This is a genomic window from Variovorax sp. J31P179 (genome assembly GCF_030316985.1).
Taxonomy (GTDB): domain Bacteria; phylum Pseudomonadota; class Gammaproteobacteria; order Burkholderiales; family Burkholderiaceae_C; genus Variovorax; species Variovorax ginsengisoli_B.
This window is the reverse complement of the sequence record NZ_JASZYL010000002.1, coordinates 368,007-382,290: the sequence shown is the minus strand read 5'-3', so window position 1 is coordinate 382,290 and position 14,284 is coordinate 368,007. Positions and strand designations below refer to the sequence as shown.

The following is a 14,284-nucleotide window of genomic DNA, read 5'->3' as shown; positions in this document are numbered from 1 at the left end:
CTCAGGCTTTCAGCGCCACGCTGAAGCCCACCGTCGTGATGCCGTTGTCCGAGCGCGCGAACACGGTGCCGTTGTGCATCACCGCCACCGCCTTGACGATCGACAGCCCGAGCCCGTGGTTCTCGCCGCTGTTGCGGCGCGAAGAGTCGACGCGATAGAAGCGGTCGAACAGCCGCGGCAGCTGTTCGGGTGCGATCGGCGCGCTCGGGTTCGAGAAGCTGACCGCCGCCGAACGCTCGTCGCCACCGATCCGGACCACGACGCGGCTGCCGGGCCGCGAATGCTGGATCGCATTCTGCAGCAGGTTGGTCAGCGCGCGCCGGAACAGCGAGGTCTCGATCGGCGCCACCGCATCGCCCTCCACCTGCACCGACATGCCGGCCTCGTCGAGCAGCAGGTCGAGGAATTCCACCGTCTTGCCGACCTCCTGCGCGAGGGACGACGCCACCAGGTCGCGCGCGCGAACGCCCTGCTCGGCCCGCGCCAGGAACAGCATGTCGGCGACGATCGCGCGCAGCCGTTCGAGCTCCTCGAGATTCGACTGCAGCACCTCGCGCAGCGCGTCCGCATTGCGCTCGCGGGCCAGCGCCACCTGGGTCTGGCCGATCAGGTTGGCCAGCGGCGTGCGCAGTTCGTGCGCGACGTCGTCGCTGAAGGTCGCGAGCTGCCGGTAGGCGGCATCGAGCCGGTCCAGCGCGGCATTGAAGGAGCTGCCGAGATCGGACAGTTCCCGCGGCAGCGCCGGCAGCTGCAGGCGCCGCGCACGGTCGTCCGGCCCGATGCGCTGGGCATCGGCCGACAGCCGCTGGACCGGGCCGAGCCCGATGCGGGCGATCCAGTAGCCGAGCGCCGCCGCCAGCGCCGTGCCGGCCAAGGTCAGCAGCACCACCGCCGTCTCGAAAGTGCGCAGGGTGTCGCCGAAGGGCTCGGCATCCACGCCGGCGATATAGCGCACCGCGGGCCGGGCCCCGTTGGCCGCCAGCTCTCCGCCGCGGATCCGCATCCGGGTCAGCCGGGGCGGCGTGCCGACCGGCAGCTCGACGCTGTCGCGCCCGGCCGTGATCGCAGCTTCGACCAGCGGCAGGTCCTCGCCGTAGCGGAAGGCCGGGTCGTCGCTGGCCAGCCACGAACGGGTGCGCGGATCGGCGGCCCCCAGAGTGTCGAGCTTGTCGCGGATGCGCTCGCCGAGGCCGACGGCACGCCCATGCTCGAGCATGTAGGCCATGTCCTCCAGCCGGCCATCGATCTGTGCCTGCTGGTGGCGCGCCAGCTCGCCCGACAGCACCCGGTGCAGCGCGCCGCCCAGCAGCGCGAAGGCCACCAGCGCCGCGGCCGCGAACATCGCGGCCAGCCTGATCGCGATCGAGTTCCTCATTCCGGCTCCGGACCGATGCGGTTCTCCAGCACGTAGCCCATGCCACGGATGGTGTGCAGCAGGTTCTTGCCGAAGGGTGCATCGATCTTGGCGCGCAGGCGCTTGATCGCGACTTCGACCACGTTGGTGTTGCTGTCGAAATTCATGTCCCAGACCAGCTCCGCGATCACCGTCTTCGACAGGATCTCGCCCTGGCGCCGTGCCAGCACCGCCAGCAGCGCGAACTCCTTGGCCGTCAGGTCGATCCGTTGCTCCTGCCGGATCGCCTTGCGACTCAGCAGGTCGACCCGCAGGTCGCCGACCCGCAGCAGGGTCGTTTCCTGGCTGCGGCCGCGCCGCGTGAGCGCCTGCAGCCGGGCCAGCAGTTCGAGGAAAGAAAAGGGCTTGACCAGATAGTCGTCGGCGCCGTCCTGCAGCCCGCGCACCCGGTCGGCCACGCCGTCCCTGGCCGTCAGCATGATCACGGGCGTGTTCTTCACGCTGCGCAACGACTTGAGCACGCTGAATCCGTCCAGTCCGGGCAGCATCACGTCGAGCACGATCACGTCGAAGTCGTAGTGCAAGGCCAGGTGCTGGCCGTCGATGCCGTCGAAGGCGAGGTCGACGGTGCAGCCCTGCTCGGTCAGGCCCTGATACAGGTAGTCGGCCGTCTTGCGCTCGTCCTCGACGATCAGGACCTTCATTCGATCAGCGCTCCGCCCGCCACCGGCGGCAGCCGGCGCTGCTGGCGCGCCGCCTTGCGCCGCACGTACCAGTGATGGGCACGGTCGAGATAGAGATAGATCACCGGCGTCGTGAAGAGGGTCAGCATCTGCGACAGGATCAGGCCGCCGACCATCGCGTAGCCCAGCGGCCGGCGCAGCTCGGAGCCGGCGCCGTGGCCGAGCATCAGCGGCAGCCCGCTCAGCAGTGCGCACATGGTGGTCATCATGATCGGGCGGAAACGCAGGATGCAGGCTTCGAAGATCGCATCGCGCGGCGACATGCCGCGGTCGCGCTCGGCGTGCAGGGCGAAATCCACGATCATGATGCCGTTCTTTTTCACGATCCCGATCAACAGGATGATCCCGATCAGTGCGATCACGCTGAGATCGTAACCGCCGGCCATCAGGATCAGCAATGCGCCCACGCCGGCCGACGGCAGGGTCGACAGGATGGTCAGCGGATGGATGTAGCTCTCGTAGAGCAGCCCCAGCACGATGTAGACCGAGATCAGCGCTGCCAGGATCAGGTAGGGCTGGGTCCGCAGCGAATCGCCGAAGGCCTGCGCCGTGCCCTGGAATGTGCCGCTCAAGGTGGCCGGCACGCCCATCCGGGCCTGGGCCGCGTTGATCGCATCGACCGCCGGGCCCAGCGAGGTGCCCGGCTTGAGGTTGAAGGACACCGTCACCGCCGGGAACTGCCCCTGGTGGCTGATCGACAGGTAGCCGGTCTTGCTGGTGTCGAGCTTGACGAAGGTCGACAGCGGCACCTGCTGGCCGTTGATCGGCGAGGTCAGGTACAGGCGATCGAACAGCGAGGGATCGCGCTGCAGCTCCGGCGTGACCTCCAGCACCACGTTGTAGCTGTTGAGCTGCGTGAAGTACTGCGCCACCTGGCGCTGGCCGATGGCGTCGTAGATCACGGCGTCGATCATCGCCGGCGTGATGCCGTAGCTCGATGCCCGCTGGCGGTCGATCGTCACCTGGGCCGTCGGCGCGGCGTTCTGCTGGTCGGAGGTCACGTCGGTCAGCTGCGGCAGCTCGCGCAGTTGCGCCAGCACCTTCGGCGCCCAGGTGTTGAGCTGGTTCAGGTCGGTGTCGGTCAGCGTGTACTGGTATTGCGTGCGCGAGGGCCGGCCGCCGACGCTGATGTCCTGCCCGGCCTGCATGAACAGCGTGATGCCCTGCACCGGCGCCAGCTTCGGCCGCAGCCGGGCGATGACCTCGTCGGCGTTGGCGGTGCGGCCCTCGTCCTTCGGTCGGAGGCCGATGAAGAAATTGCCCGAGTTGAAGGTGCTCGCGCCGGCCTGCATGCCGAAGCTCGTGACATCCGGGTCCTGGCGGATGATGTCGGCGATCTTGAGCATCCGGTCGCGCATCGCGTTGGACGACGAGTCCTGTGCCGCGTCGGCCGTGCCGAAGAGAAAGCCGGTGTCCTGCTGCGGGAAGAAGCCCTTGGGGATCACGATGAACAGCGCCACCGTCGCCGCCACCGTCGCGATGAAACTCATCAAGGTGATGAAGGGATGGCGCAGCACCACGCCGAGCCCGCGCTTGTAGCCATCGAGCATGGCGTCGAAGCCGCGCTCCAGCAGCAGGTAGAGCCGGCCGTGCCGCTCGTTCGGCACGTGCGGCTTCAGGAAGCGCGCGCAGAGCATCGGCGTCAAGGTGAGCGAGATCAGCACCGACACCACGATGGTCAGCGTCACCGTGACCGCGAACTCGCGGAACAGCCGCCCGACGATGCCGCCCATCAGCAGCAGCGGGATGAACACCGCCACCAGCGAGACCGAGATCGAGATGATCGTGAAGCCGATTTCGCCGGCCCCTTTCAGCGCCGCCTCCATCGGCGCCATGCCGTCCTCGATGTGGCGGTAGATGTTCTCCAGCATCACGATCGCGTCGTCGACCACGAAGCCGACCGCGATCGTCAGCGCCATCAGCGAGAGGTTGTCCAGGCTGTAGCCGACCACGTACATCACGGCCGCCGTGCCGAGCAGCGCCAGCGGCACGGTCACGCTCGGGATCAGCGTCACCGTGACGTTGCGCAGGAAGACGAAGATCACCGCCACCACCAGAGCGATCGACAGCAGCAGCGTGAACTCGACGTCCTTGACCGAGGCCCGGATGGTCTGCGTGCGGTCGACCAGCGTGTTGACGCTGATGCTGGGCGGAATCGCCGCCTTCAGCTTCGGCATCGCCGCCTGGATGCGGTCGACCGTCTCGATCACGTTGGCACCCGGCGATTTGGTGATCGCCAGCATGATCGCGCGGCCGTTGGCGATGTCGCTGCCAACGGCGGCCGCCGGCCCGGCAAAGCCCCAGGCCGCGACCTTGCTGTTCTCCGGCCCGTCGACCGCGACGCCGATGTCGCGGACCCGGATCGGCGCCCCGTTGCGCCAGGCCAGCACCATGTCGTTCCAGGGCGCGGCCTTGAGCAGCTGGTCGTTGGTGTAGACGTTGAAAGCCTGGCGTTCGCCGTCGATCGTGCCGGTCGGCGCGCTGACGGTGGTGGCGGCGATCACGCCGCGCACGTCCTCCAGGCTCAAGCCGACCGCCTTGATCTTGGCCGGATCGACCTGGATCCGCACCGACGGCTTCTGGACGCCGAAGATGTTGACCAGCCCGACCCCCGAGATGCGCGAGATCTGCTGCGCCAGCACGTTGTCGGCGTAGTCGTTGACCTGCACCAGCGGCAGCACCTTGGACTGCACGCCGAGGATCAGCACCGGCGAATCGGCCGGGTTGATCTTGCGGAAGCTCGGCGGGCTCGGCAGGTTGCTGGGCAGCTGGCCCTGCGCCGCGTTGATGGCGGTCTGGACGTCGAGGGCGGCGCCGTCGATGTTGCGGTCGAGGTCGAACTGCAAGGTGATCTGGGTCAGCCCGAGCGAGCTGCTCGAGGTCATCTGCGACAGCCCGGCGATCAGCGAGAACTGGCGTTCCAGCGGCTGGGCCACATTGGACGCCATCGTCTCGGGGCTGGCGCCGGGCAGCCGGCCCGTCACCTGCAAGGTCGGGAAGTCGACCTGCGGCAGCGGCGCCACCGGCAGCATCGGCCAGGCGACCAGCCCGATCAGCAGCACGGCCGCGGCCAGCAGCGAGGTGCCGATCGGGCGCTTGATGAAGGCGGCCGAGATGTTCAAGGCTTGGCTCCCGAGGACGCGACCGGCACGACGGCGGCCTTCTCGACGATCCGTGCGCCAGGTGTCAGGCGGTACTGGCCGTCCAGCACCACCCGGTCGCCGGCCGCCAGGCCGGTCTCGATCACCGACTTGCCCTTCACCGTGTCGGCCACCGTCAGCGGCTGCGCCCGGACCTTGTCGTCGGGCCCGACCACATAGGCGAAGAAGCCTTCCTGGTTGCGCTGCACCACCGCCGAAGGCACTGTCAGCGCGTCGGCCCGCTCGCCGAGCACCACCCGGGCGTCGACCGACTGGCCCGGCCACAGCGCATGGCCGGCATTGGCGAACTGCGCCTTCAGCGAGATGGTGCCGGTGGCGGTGTCGATCTGGTTGTTCAGCAGCACCAGCTTGCCGGTCGCCAGCACGTCGCGGGTGTCGCGGTCGATGGCCTCGACCGCCAGCGGCTCATGGCTGCCGTTCAGCGCCTTGTTGACCGCCTGGAAGCTGCTTTCAGGCAGGGTGAACTGGACCGCGATCGGATCGATCTGGTTGATCACCAGCAGGCCGTTCACGTCCGCCGCATGCACGATGTTGCCCGGGTCGACCAGCCGGGCGCCGATCCGCCCGCTGATCGGCGCGGCGATCGTGGTGAAGCCGAGCTGCACCTGGGCCAGGTGGATCTGCGCCTCGTCGCTCTTCAGGGAAGCCTGCAGCTGGTTGACCAGCGCGCGCTGGGTGTCCAGCGTCTGCTGGGTGGTGGCGTCCTCCTTGATCAGCTCGCCGTAGCGCTGCAGGTCGGCGCGCGCATTGGCCAGCGTGGCCTCGTCCTTTGCCTTCTGCGCCACCAGCTGCTCGAGCTGCGCCTGGAAGGTGCGCGGATCGATGCGCACCAGCACCTGGCCGGCCTTGACGTCCTGCCCTTCCTTGAACTCGACGCTGTCGAGCTGCCCGTCGACCCGCGTGCGCACCGTCACCGAGGCCACCGGCAGCACGGTGCCGACGCCGCTGCGTGCGATCGGCACCGTCTCGCTGGCGACCTGGACGGTGGTCGCGGGGACGCCCGCAGGCCCCGCGGCCACCGGCGGGGCCGGATGCCGCATCAGGCGCCAGGCGCCCGCGGCGAGCAGCACGGCGAGCAGCAGCCAGCCGGCATGAAGCAGCCAGCGCGGACGCTGGCGGGATGTTGAAGAAGGACTGTCCATGAGGTTCACTTGGAATTCGAAGATGCGTAGGCGGCCGCCGGGCTGGCGTCGGCGCTGGCCTGCAGCTGGCTGGCGTCCCAGCCGCCGCCGAGCGCCTTGAACAGGGCCACCTGGGCGGCGAACTGCCGGCTCTGCAGCTGCAGCGCGGTGCGCTCGTTGTTGAGCGCCAGCGTTTGCGATGCGATGACCGCCAGGTAGGTGGTCGCGCCGGCGCGGAACTGGCTCAACGACACGCGCTCGGCGTTGCGCGCCGAGGCGACCGCGCCGTCCTGTACCTGGCGCTCCTGCGCCAGCAGGTCGAGCGCGGCCAGGTTGTCCTCGACTTCCTGAAAGCCGGCCAGCACGGTCTGGCGGTAGCTGGCCGACGAGGCATCGAAGGTCGCCCGCGCCTGTGCCACCTGGGCGTTGCGCTGGCCGCCGTCGAACAGGTTTTGCGCCACCGCCGCGCCCAGCGCCCAGACCTTGCCCGGCGCGGCGAACCAGTTGCCGAAGCCGGCACCGGCGAAGCCGCCCGCGGCGCTCAGCGACAGGCTCGGGTAGTAGGCGGCCTGCGCATAGCCGATGCCCGCGTTGGCCGACGCCGCCCGGCGTTCAGCGCCCGCGATGTCCGGCCGGCGCTCGAGCAGTTCCGACGGCACGGCCATCGGCACCGCGGGCAGGCTGGGCAGGCTGTCGTCCGCCGCGATGGAAAACTGCGAGGGCGTCTTGCCCAGCAGCACCGCGATCGCGTGCTCGAGCTGCCGGCGCGTCAGCTGGGTGTCGAGGGCCAGCGCCTGGGTCGATTGCAGGGTGGTGTCGGCCAGGTCGACATCGGCCCGCGTCACCACGCCCGCGCGGTACTGGCTCCGGGTGATCTGCAGCGACTTGCGGTAGGCCTCGATGGTCCGGTCGTAGAGCCGCTGCTGGGCATCGGTCATGCGCAGCTGGATGTAGTCGTTGGCCACCGCGGCCTGCACCGCGAGCCGTGCCGCGGCCAGGTCGGCGTCGCTGGCCTGCGCGCTGTCCGCGGCGCCTTCGACGGCACGCCGCACCCGGCCCCAGAGGTCGGGTTCCCAGGCCGCCTGCAGCGACCAGGCGTGCGTGTTGCCCTCCACCGTCGCGCCGGTCGAATTCTGGCTGCGCGCGCGCTGGCCCGAGAGGTCCAGCCCGAGCGTCGGCGCCCAGCCCGCCTGCGCGTTCTGCACCAGCGCCTGGGCCTCCCGGTACTGGGCCTCGGCCAGCCGAAGGCTCTGGTTCGCGCCGTTCGCTTCCTCGATCAGCGCGTCGAGGCGCGGGTCGTCAAACCCGGTCCACCAGGGATGGGCCGCATCGACGGTGGCGGGCGCCGCGGTCTTCCAGGCGCCGCTTTCCTTGAAGGCCGGCGCCGACACGCCTTCGGGCAACGAGGGTCGCCGGTAGTCGGGCCCGACGGCGCAGCCTGCCAGGGATGCCGCCAGGGCCAGACACAGTATTCGCATGCCGCCCACTGTAGGCACCCGCCCGGGACGGCAAGCTGACGCAAGGATGACATTCCTGTCAGCTGTGCTCGCCCCCGAGCAGCCGCCACATGTGGCACTTCGACAGGTAGCGGCCATCGAGCGCAACCGCGAAGGGCTCGACGCCGAACACCGCGAACCCGCAGCGTTCGTAGAGCGACTGCGCCGCGGCATTGCCTTCGGTCACGGTCAGCTGGACGAGCTTGACGCCCTCCCTGGCGGCCGCCACGTCCAGCAGGCCCTGCACCAGCTGCCGGCCGTGGCCGCCCGTCCGGGCATCGGGCGCCACGTACATCCCGAAGAGATGCGCCTTGTGACGGGCCTTGGCGCGCGACTCGAATTCGAGCCCGGCGGCACCGGCCAGCCGGTCGCCGTCGAAGGCACCGAGCACGACCTGGCCGGCCCGCGGCGATTCGTCGAGCCGCGCTTCCCACCAGGCCAGCGGCAGCGCCGCGCGCTCCTCGGCGCTGGAGGTGAAGGCGTCCGGATGGCGCACGTAGGCTTCGAGCATCAAGGCCCGGTAGACGGCGGCATCGGCGGGGAGCAGTCGGCGCACGGTCATGATCGTTCAGACCTCCGGGGCGATCGCCTCGGCGTATTCGTACAGCGCGCCCAGGATGGCTTCGGCGCGCTCGTCCGCGGTCTCGGCCAGCGCATCGATCTCGGCGAACAGGGCATCGACATTGCGCGCACCGCCCTCGCCTTCGAGCAGCCGCGCGGCCCGGTGCGCCTCCCAGCGCCCGGCCTCGTCTTCGTTCAGCGTATCGAGGAAATTGCGCGCCCGGTAGCGGAACACCAGCTCTTCCAGCCGCGGGTCGTCGAAGCCGGTGCGGGCACGCCCGAGCTCGCCCGGCGACAGGCCACGCAACTGGTTCAGGCGGCGCCGGTCGCCGTTGCCGACGAAGCCGCCGTAGAGATCCTCGTCGACGTCCGGCGCGCCTTCGCGGGGCCGCTCGTAGACCTGCGGCCAGATCGCGCTCATGTCGGGCAAGGCGGCCGCGAGCGCGGCGTTCTTCAATGCCGCCTCGATGTCGATGCCCCAGCGCGCCGCCATCGCCGGCGCCAGCGTCTTGAGGTTGCCGACCACCATCGGTGATTTGTTCAGGTGGATGCCCTTGAGCGGCAGCCGGCGCACGCCCTCGGGCAGGTCGGCGCTGCGCGTGAACAGGCGCAGCCGCAGGGTCTCGACGTCGAGGTCGCGCAGCTCGCCCGGGTCGTGGGCCAGGTCCCAGGCCAGCAGTTCGTTCTTGTTGGTCGGATGACTGGCCAGCGGCCACATCACAGCCAGGCAGCCCCGCTCGGCCGGGAACATGCCCGACACGTGGAGGAAGGGCCGAGCGCTCTCGCGCGTCGCCGGCAGGCCGAGCTCGGCCGCCACCCGGTCCTTGCGGTGCAGCCCGAACGCGAAGTCGAACAGCCGGGGCTGCTTGTCGCGGATCAGCCGGGCCAGCGCGATCGTGGCGCGCACGTCCGACAGCGCATCGTGCGCCGCCTCGTGCAGCAGTCCGTTGGCCCGCGCCAGGTCCTCGAGCTTGAAGCTCTGGCTGCCGTCCGCCTTGGTCGGCCAGACGATGCCGTCGGGGCGCAGCGCATAAGTCAGCCGCACCACGTCGAGCAGGTCCCAGCGGCCGCAGTCGTTCTGCCACTCGCGCGCGTAGGGATCGATCAGGTTGCGCCAGAACAGAAAGCGGGTCACTTCGTCGTCGAAGCGGATCGTGTTGTAGCCGACGCCGATGGTGCCGGGCTGCGAGAAGGCCTGCTCGATGCGGGCCGCGAATTCATGCTCGGGAATGCCGAGCTCCAGGCACTGCTGCGGCGTGATGCCGGTGATAAGACAGGCCTCCGGGCTCGGCAGGTAGTCGGGCGCGGGCTGGCAATAGACCATCAACGGCTCGCCGACCTCGTTGAGCTCGGCGTCGGTGCGGATCGCGGCGAACTGCGAAGGCCGGTCGCGGCGCGGCACCGCGCCGAAGGTTTCGTAGTCGTGCCAGAGGAAGGTGTGTGGAGGCATGTTCAAAGCAAAGGAGAAAACAGGCGGGCGGTGGCGTCGGCCAGGCGGCGCAGGAACTTCTGGCGCCGGTTGGCCCGGATCGGCGAGGCGCTTCGGAGGTCGGTCTCGAACTGCGCCGCCAGGGGTTCGGCCAAGGTCGTCCCGTAGATCACGGCCATCACCTCGAAATTGAGCCTGAAGCTGCGATTGTCGAAGTTGGCTGTGCCGATCATCGCGCAGTGATCGTCCACCACCAGCGTCTTGGAGTGCAGCATGCGGGCCTTGTACTCCCAGACCTTGACGCCGGCGGCGATCAGCTCGTCGTAGTAGGAGCGCGCCGCCGCGCTCACGACCAGCGAATCGCTGCGCCGCGGCACCAGCAGCCGGACGTCGACGCCGCGCAGGGCGGCACTGGTCAATGCCATCAGGGCCGGCTCGCCGGGCACGAAGTAAGGGGTGGTGAGCCAGGCGCGCCGCTCCGAGGATTGGATCGCCGCGAGATGCATGCGGTGGATCGCCTCGAGCGGGCTGTCGGGCCCGCTGGTGATGATCTGGACCGGGATCTCGCCGGTTGCCTCGCCCAGCGGCAGGTCCGGCAGCAGCAGGGGCAGCGCGTTGTCGATCTGGCGCGGGTCCTCGCCGGTCGCGTAGGTCCAGTCTTCGAGAAATGTGGTCTGCAGCCAGCGCACCGCGCTGCCTTCGATCCGCAGATGGACGTCGTGGTAGGCGTCGGGCCGGGTGCGGGCGTCTTCCTCGTCGGTGATGTTGACGCCCCCGGTGAAGCCCACCAGCCCGTCGCAGACCACGATCTTGCGGTGGGTCCGGTAGTTGGTCACCGGCCGCAGCCGCCGGCCGATGCGGGTCTCGTGGAACAGGGCCACATGGACACCGGCCGCCTGCATCGGCGCCATGAACTTGCGCCCGACCCGCTTGGAGCCGAGCGCATCGAGCAGCAGCCGCACCTTGACGCCGGCCCGGGCGCGCTCGATGAGCAGGTCGCGCAGTGCCGTGCCGATCCGGTCGGGCTCGAAGATGTAGTACTCGAGATGGACGTGGTCGCGCGCCGCGCGGATCGCATCGAAGATCGCATCGAAGGTGGTCGCGCCGCCGGACAGCAGCACGGCCGAGGTCGCGCTCGACACCGGCAGCCCGCAGGCCGCCATCCCGAGCGCGGCCATCTGGCGCAAGGCAGGCGGCGCATGCGCCCTCGCCTCGCGCAGCATCACGACGTCGGCGGGCGCCAGTGCGCTGGCCCGGCTGCGAAGCCGCTTGAGGCGCTGCTTCTTGAGCCGCTGCGGCCCCAGGAAGTAGTAGATGAGAAAGCCCGCGAAAGGCAGCAGCGCCAGCGACAGGATCCAGCTCATGGTCGAGACCGGTGCGCGCTTCTGCATCACGATCCAGACCGAAAGCACTGCGATGTAGCCGCTCCATGCGAGGGAGAGGCCGGTCTTCCATTCCTGGCTGAGCTCGGGGACGATCAAGGGGAGAAATCTCGAGGTGAAACGAAAAAGGCCGGTAGCAATGCTACCGGCCTTCCGATCGGATGCTTCCGCCGCAGTGGGCGGAAGGCGCTCAACCCGTCGCCGCTTCTTCGGCCTCGGGCTTGGCCCGGCCTTCCTTCTTCGGCAGCGGCTGGATGTCCAGCTGCACTTCTTCCTTGTCGTCGAGGTCGACGGTCAGGCGTCCGCCCTCCTGCAGGCGACCGAAGAGCAGTTCGTCGGCCAGGGCGCGACGGATCGTGTCCTGGATCAGGCGCTGCATCGGCCGCGCACCCATCAGCGGATCGAAGCCCTTCTTCGCCAGGTGCTTGCGCAGCGCGTCGGTGAAGGTCACGTCGACCTTCTTCTCGGCCAGCTGCGTCTCCAGCTGCAGCAGGAACTTGTCCACCACGCGCAGGATGATCTGCTCGTCGAGCGCCTTGAAGCTCACGGTCGCATCCAGGCGGTTGCGGAACTCCGGCGTGAACAGGCGCTTGATGTCGGCCATCTCGTCGCCCGCCTGGCGCGGGTTGGTGAAGCCGATGGTCGCCTTGTTCATGGTCTCGGCACCCGCATTGGTGGTCATCACGATGATCACGTTGCGGAAGTCGGCCTTGCGTCCGTTGTTGTCCGTCAGGGTGCCGTGGTCCATGACCTGCAGCAGCACGTTGAAGATATCCGGATGCGCCTTCTCGATTTCGTCGAGCAGCAGCACCGCGTGCGGCTTCTTCGTGATGGCCTCGGTCAGCAGGCCGCCCTGGTCGAATCCGACATAGCCCGGAGGCGCGCCGATGAGACGGCTCACCGCATGGCGCTCCATGTACTCCGACATGTCGAAGCGGATCAGCTCGATGCCCATGATGTAGGCCAGCTGCTTGGCTGCTTCGGTCTTGCCGACGCCGGTCGGGCCGCTGAACAGGAAGGAGCCGATCGGCTTGTCTTCGCGGCCCAGGCCCGAACGCGCCATCTTGACGGCAGAAGCCAGCACTTCGAGCGCCTTGTCCTGGCCGAACACCACGCTCTTCAGGTCGCGCTCGATGGTCTGCAGCTTGCCGCGGTCGTCGTTCGAGACGTTGGCCGGGGGAATGCGCGCGATCTTGGCGACGATTTCCTCGACCTCGGTCTTGCTGATGGTCTTCTTGCGCTTGTTGGCGGGCAGGATGCGCTGGGCAGCGCCGGCTTCATCGATGACGTCGATCGCCTTGTCGGGCAGGTGACGGTCGTTGATGTACTTGGCGCTCAGCTCGGCCGCGGCCTGCAGTGCGGCCACGCCGTACTTCACGCCATGGTGCTCCTCGAAGCGCGACTTCAGGCCCTTCAGGATGTCGACGGTTTCCTGCACCGTCGGCTCGACCACGTCGACCTTCTGGAAGCGACGCGACAGGGCCGCATCCTTCTCGAAGATGCCGCGGTACTCGGTGAAGGTGGTGGCGCCGATGCACTTGAGCTGGCCGCTGGAGAGCGCCGGCTTGAGCAGGTTCGAGGCGTCGAGCGTGCCGCCCGATGCCGCGCCGGCGCCGATCAGCGTGTGGATCTCGTCGATGAAAAGGATCGCGTTCGGCTTGTCCTTGAGCGACTTGAGCACGCCCTTCAGGCGCTGCTCGAAATCGCCGCGGTACTTGGTGCCGGCCAGGAGCGCGCCCATGTCGAGCGAGTACACGTTCGACTCGGCCAGGATCTCCGGCACGTCGTTCTGCGTGATGCGCCAGGCCAGGCCCTCGGCGATCGCGGTCTTGCCGACGCCGGCTTCGCCCACCAGCAGCGGATTGTTCTTGCGCCGGCGGCACAGGATCTGGATCACGCGCTCGACCTCGTACTCGCGGCCGATCAGCGGATCGATCTTGCCGTCCTTGGCGAGCTGGTTCAGGTTCTGCGTGAACTGCTCGAGCGGAGACGACTTCTCGTTCTTCTCGCCGCCGCCCTCTTCGCTTTCGCCCGAGGAGGCGTCGCTGCTGCCCTTGGCGGCTTCAGGCGGATCGCTCTTCTTGATGCCGTGGGCGATGAAGTTCACGACGTCGAGGCGCGTCACGCCCTGCTGGTGCAGGTAGTACACGGCATGCGAATCCTTCTCGCCGAAGATCGCGACCAGCACGTTGGCGCCGGTCACTTCCTTCTTGCCGTTGCCGGTGGACTGCACATGCATGATGGCGCGCTGGATCACGCGCTGGAAACCCAGCGTCGGCTGGGTGTCGACATCGTCGGTACCCGCCACCTGGGGCGTGTTGTCCTTGATGAAGTTGGTGAGCGACGCCCGCAGGTCGTCGACATTGGCCGAGCAGGCGCGCAGCACCTCCGCGGCACTCGGGTTGTCCAGCAAAGCGAGCAGCAGGTGCTCCACCGTGATGAACTCGTGGCGCTGCTGCCTGGCTTCTACAAAAGCCATGTGCAGGCTGACTTCCAGTTCCTGGGCAATCATGTGATTTCCTTTTGCCTTGCTGTAAATAATTTCTCAGATGGGTTGGAGCGCGCCCAATTCAACTGGTTCATTCGACCGGTTCGCTGACGCACTGCAGCGGATGCCCCGCCTGATGCGCCGCTTCCATCACCTGATTGACCTTGGTGGCCGCCATGTCGCGCGAGTAGACGCCGCAGACGCCGCGGCCATCGAGGTGGATCTTGAGCATGATCTGGGTCGCGGTTTCGCGGTCCTTGCTGAAGAACTCCTGGATCACGACGATCACGAATTCCATCGGCGTGTAGTCGTCGTTCAGCATCACGACCTGGAACATCTGGGGCGGCGCGGTCTTCTGCGGTCGCCGCTCGAGCACGACCGCGTCACCATCGTCCCGCCTCGGCTTGGCAGCCGGCGGCGTCTTGGGGGTCGAAGGGATTCTGGTAGCCATGGAATTCATTTTATAGAGCCGCCGCGGGTTGCACTCGACGATGTGACACAACTGGTGGCGGCTTTGTGACATTCAAGGCGAATGCGGCCGGATCAGCA

General features: G+C 68.3%; 10 protein-coding genes. All 10 read right to left on the bottom strand.

The genetic code is table 11. The features are described 5' to 3' along the window. Position 1 precedes the first annotated feature (1 nt). Positions 2-1,375, bottom strand: coding sequence for a heavy metal sensor histidine kinase (locus QTI17_RS06160; RefSeq protein WP_286531761.1), 1,374 nt, complete (start codon positions 1,373-1,375; stop codon positions 2-4). Further along, positions 1,372-2,058 carry a heavy metal response regulator transcription factor gene (locus QTI17_RS06155; protein WP_286531760.1) on the bottom strand — a complete coding sequence of 229 codons (687 nt, stop codon included), beginning with the start codon at positions 2,056-2,058 and terminating at the stop codon, positions 1,372-1,374. The genes QTI17_RS06160 and QTI17_RS06155 overlap by 4 nt, the downstream gene beginning before the upstream one ends. After that, on the bottom strand, positions 2,055-5,219 hold the full coding sequence (locus tag QTI17_RS06150) for an efflux RND transporter permease subunit (protein ID WP_286531759.1): 3,165 nt from the start codon (positions 5,217-5,219) through the stop codon (positions 2,055-2,057). Before QTI17_RS06150 ends, QTI17_RS06155 begins: the two co-directional genes overlap by 4 nt. Further along, positions 5,216-6,400, bottom strand: a complete 1,185-nt coding sequence (locus tag QTI17_RS06145; protein ID WP_286531757.1) for an efflux RND transporter periplasmic adaptor subunit — start codon at positions 6,398-6,400, stop codon at positions 5,216-5,218. Before QTI17_RS06145 ends, QTI17_RS06150 begins: the two co-directional genes overlap by 4 nt. Before the next feature lie 5 nt (positions 6,401-6,405). Next, positions 6,406-7,857, bottom strand: coding sequence for an efflux transporter outer membrane subunit (locus QTI17_RS06140; RefSeq protein ID WP_286531756.1), 1,452 nt, complete (start codon positions 7,855-7,857; stop codon positions 6,406-6,408). A gap of 58 nt (positions 7,858-7,915) precedes the next feature. Further along, on the bottom strand, positions 7,916-8,431 hold the full coding sequence (locus QTI17_RS06135) for a GNAT family N-acetyltransferase (RefSeq protein ID WP_503011024.1): 516 nt from the start codon (positions 8,429-8,431) through the stop codon (positions 7,916-7,918). A 12-nt stretch (positions 8,432-8,443) separates the two neighbouring features. Beyond that, the gene (sbcB, locus tag QTI17_RS06130; RefSeq protein ID WP_286531754.1) at positions 8,444-9,886 is read right to left on the bottom strand and encodes an exodeoxyribonuclease I; all 1,443 of its coding nucleotides are present in this window, start codon (positions 9,884-9,886) and stop codon (positions 8,444-8,446) included. A gap of 2 nt (positions 9,887-9,888) precedes the next feature. Further along, a complete protein-coding gene (gene cls, locus QTI17_RS06125; RefSeq protein WP_286531752.1) occupies positions 9,889-11,346 on the bottom strand; it encodes a cardiolipin synthase in 1,458 nt (485 codons plus the stop codon). A 91-nt stretch (positions 11,347-11,437) separates the two neighbouring features. Continuing rightward, a complete protein-coding gene (gene clpA, locus QTI17_RS06120; protein ID WP_286504343.1) occupies positions 11,438-13,759 on the bottom strand; it encodes an ATP-dependent Clp protease ATP-binding subunit ClpA in 2,322 nt (773 codons plus the stop codon). A gap of 67 nt (positions 13,760-13,826) precedes the next feature. After that, the gene (gene clpS, locus QTI17_RS06115) at positions 13,827-14,186 is read right to left on the bottom strand and encodes an ATP-dependent Clp protease adapter ClpS (protein ID WP_286504342.1); all 360 of its coding nucleotides are present in this window, start codon (positions 14,184-14,186) and stop codon (positions 13,827-13,829) included. Positions 14,187-14,284 lie beyond the last annotated feature (98 nt).

Excerpts from the sequence above, each read along its gene's own strand:
- clpA (WP_286504343.1), bottom strand. The coding sequence starts at position 13,759 with ATGATTGCCCAGGAACTGGAAGTCAGCCTGCACATGGCTTTTGTAGAA.
- sbcB (WP_286531754.1), bottom strand. The coding sequence starts at position 9,886 with ATGCCTCCACACACCTTCCTCTGGCACGACTACGAAACCTTCGGCGCG.
- clpS (WP_286504342.1), bottom strand. The coding sequence starts at position 14,186 with ATGGCTACCAGAATCCCTTCGACCCCCAAGACGCCGCCGGCTGCCAAG.
- QTI17_RS06145 (WP_286531757.1), bottom strand. The coding sequence starts at position 6,400 with ATGGACAGTCCTTCTTCAACATCCCGCCAGCGTCCGCGCTGGCTGCTT.
- QTI17_RS06160 (WP_286531761.1), bottom strand. The coding sequence starts at position 1,375 with ATGAGGAACTCGATCGCGATCAGGCTGGCCGCGATGTTCGCGGCCGCG.
- QTI17_RS06140 (WP_286531756.1), bottom strand. The coding sequence starts at position 7,857 with ATGCGAATACTGTGTCTGGCCCTGGCGGCATCCCTGGCAGGCTGCGCC.
- QTI17_RS06155 (WP_286531760.1), bottom strand. The coding sequence starts at position 2,058 with ATGAAGGTCCTGATCGTCGAGGACGAGCGCAAGACGGCCGACTACCTG.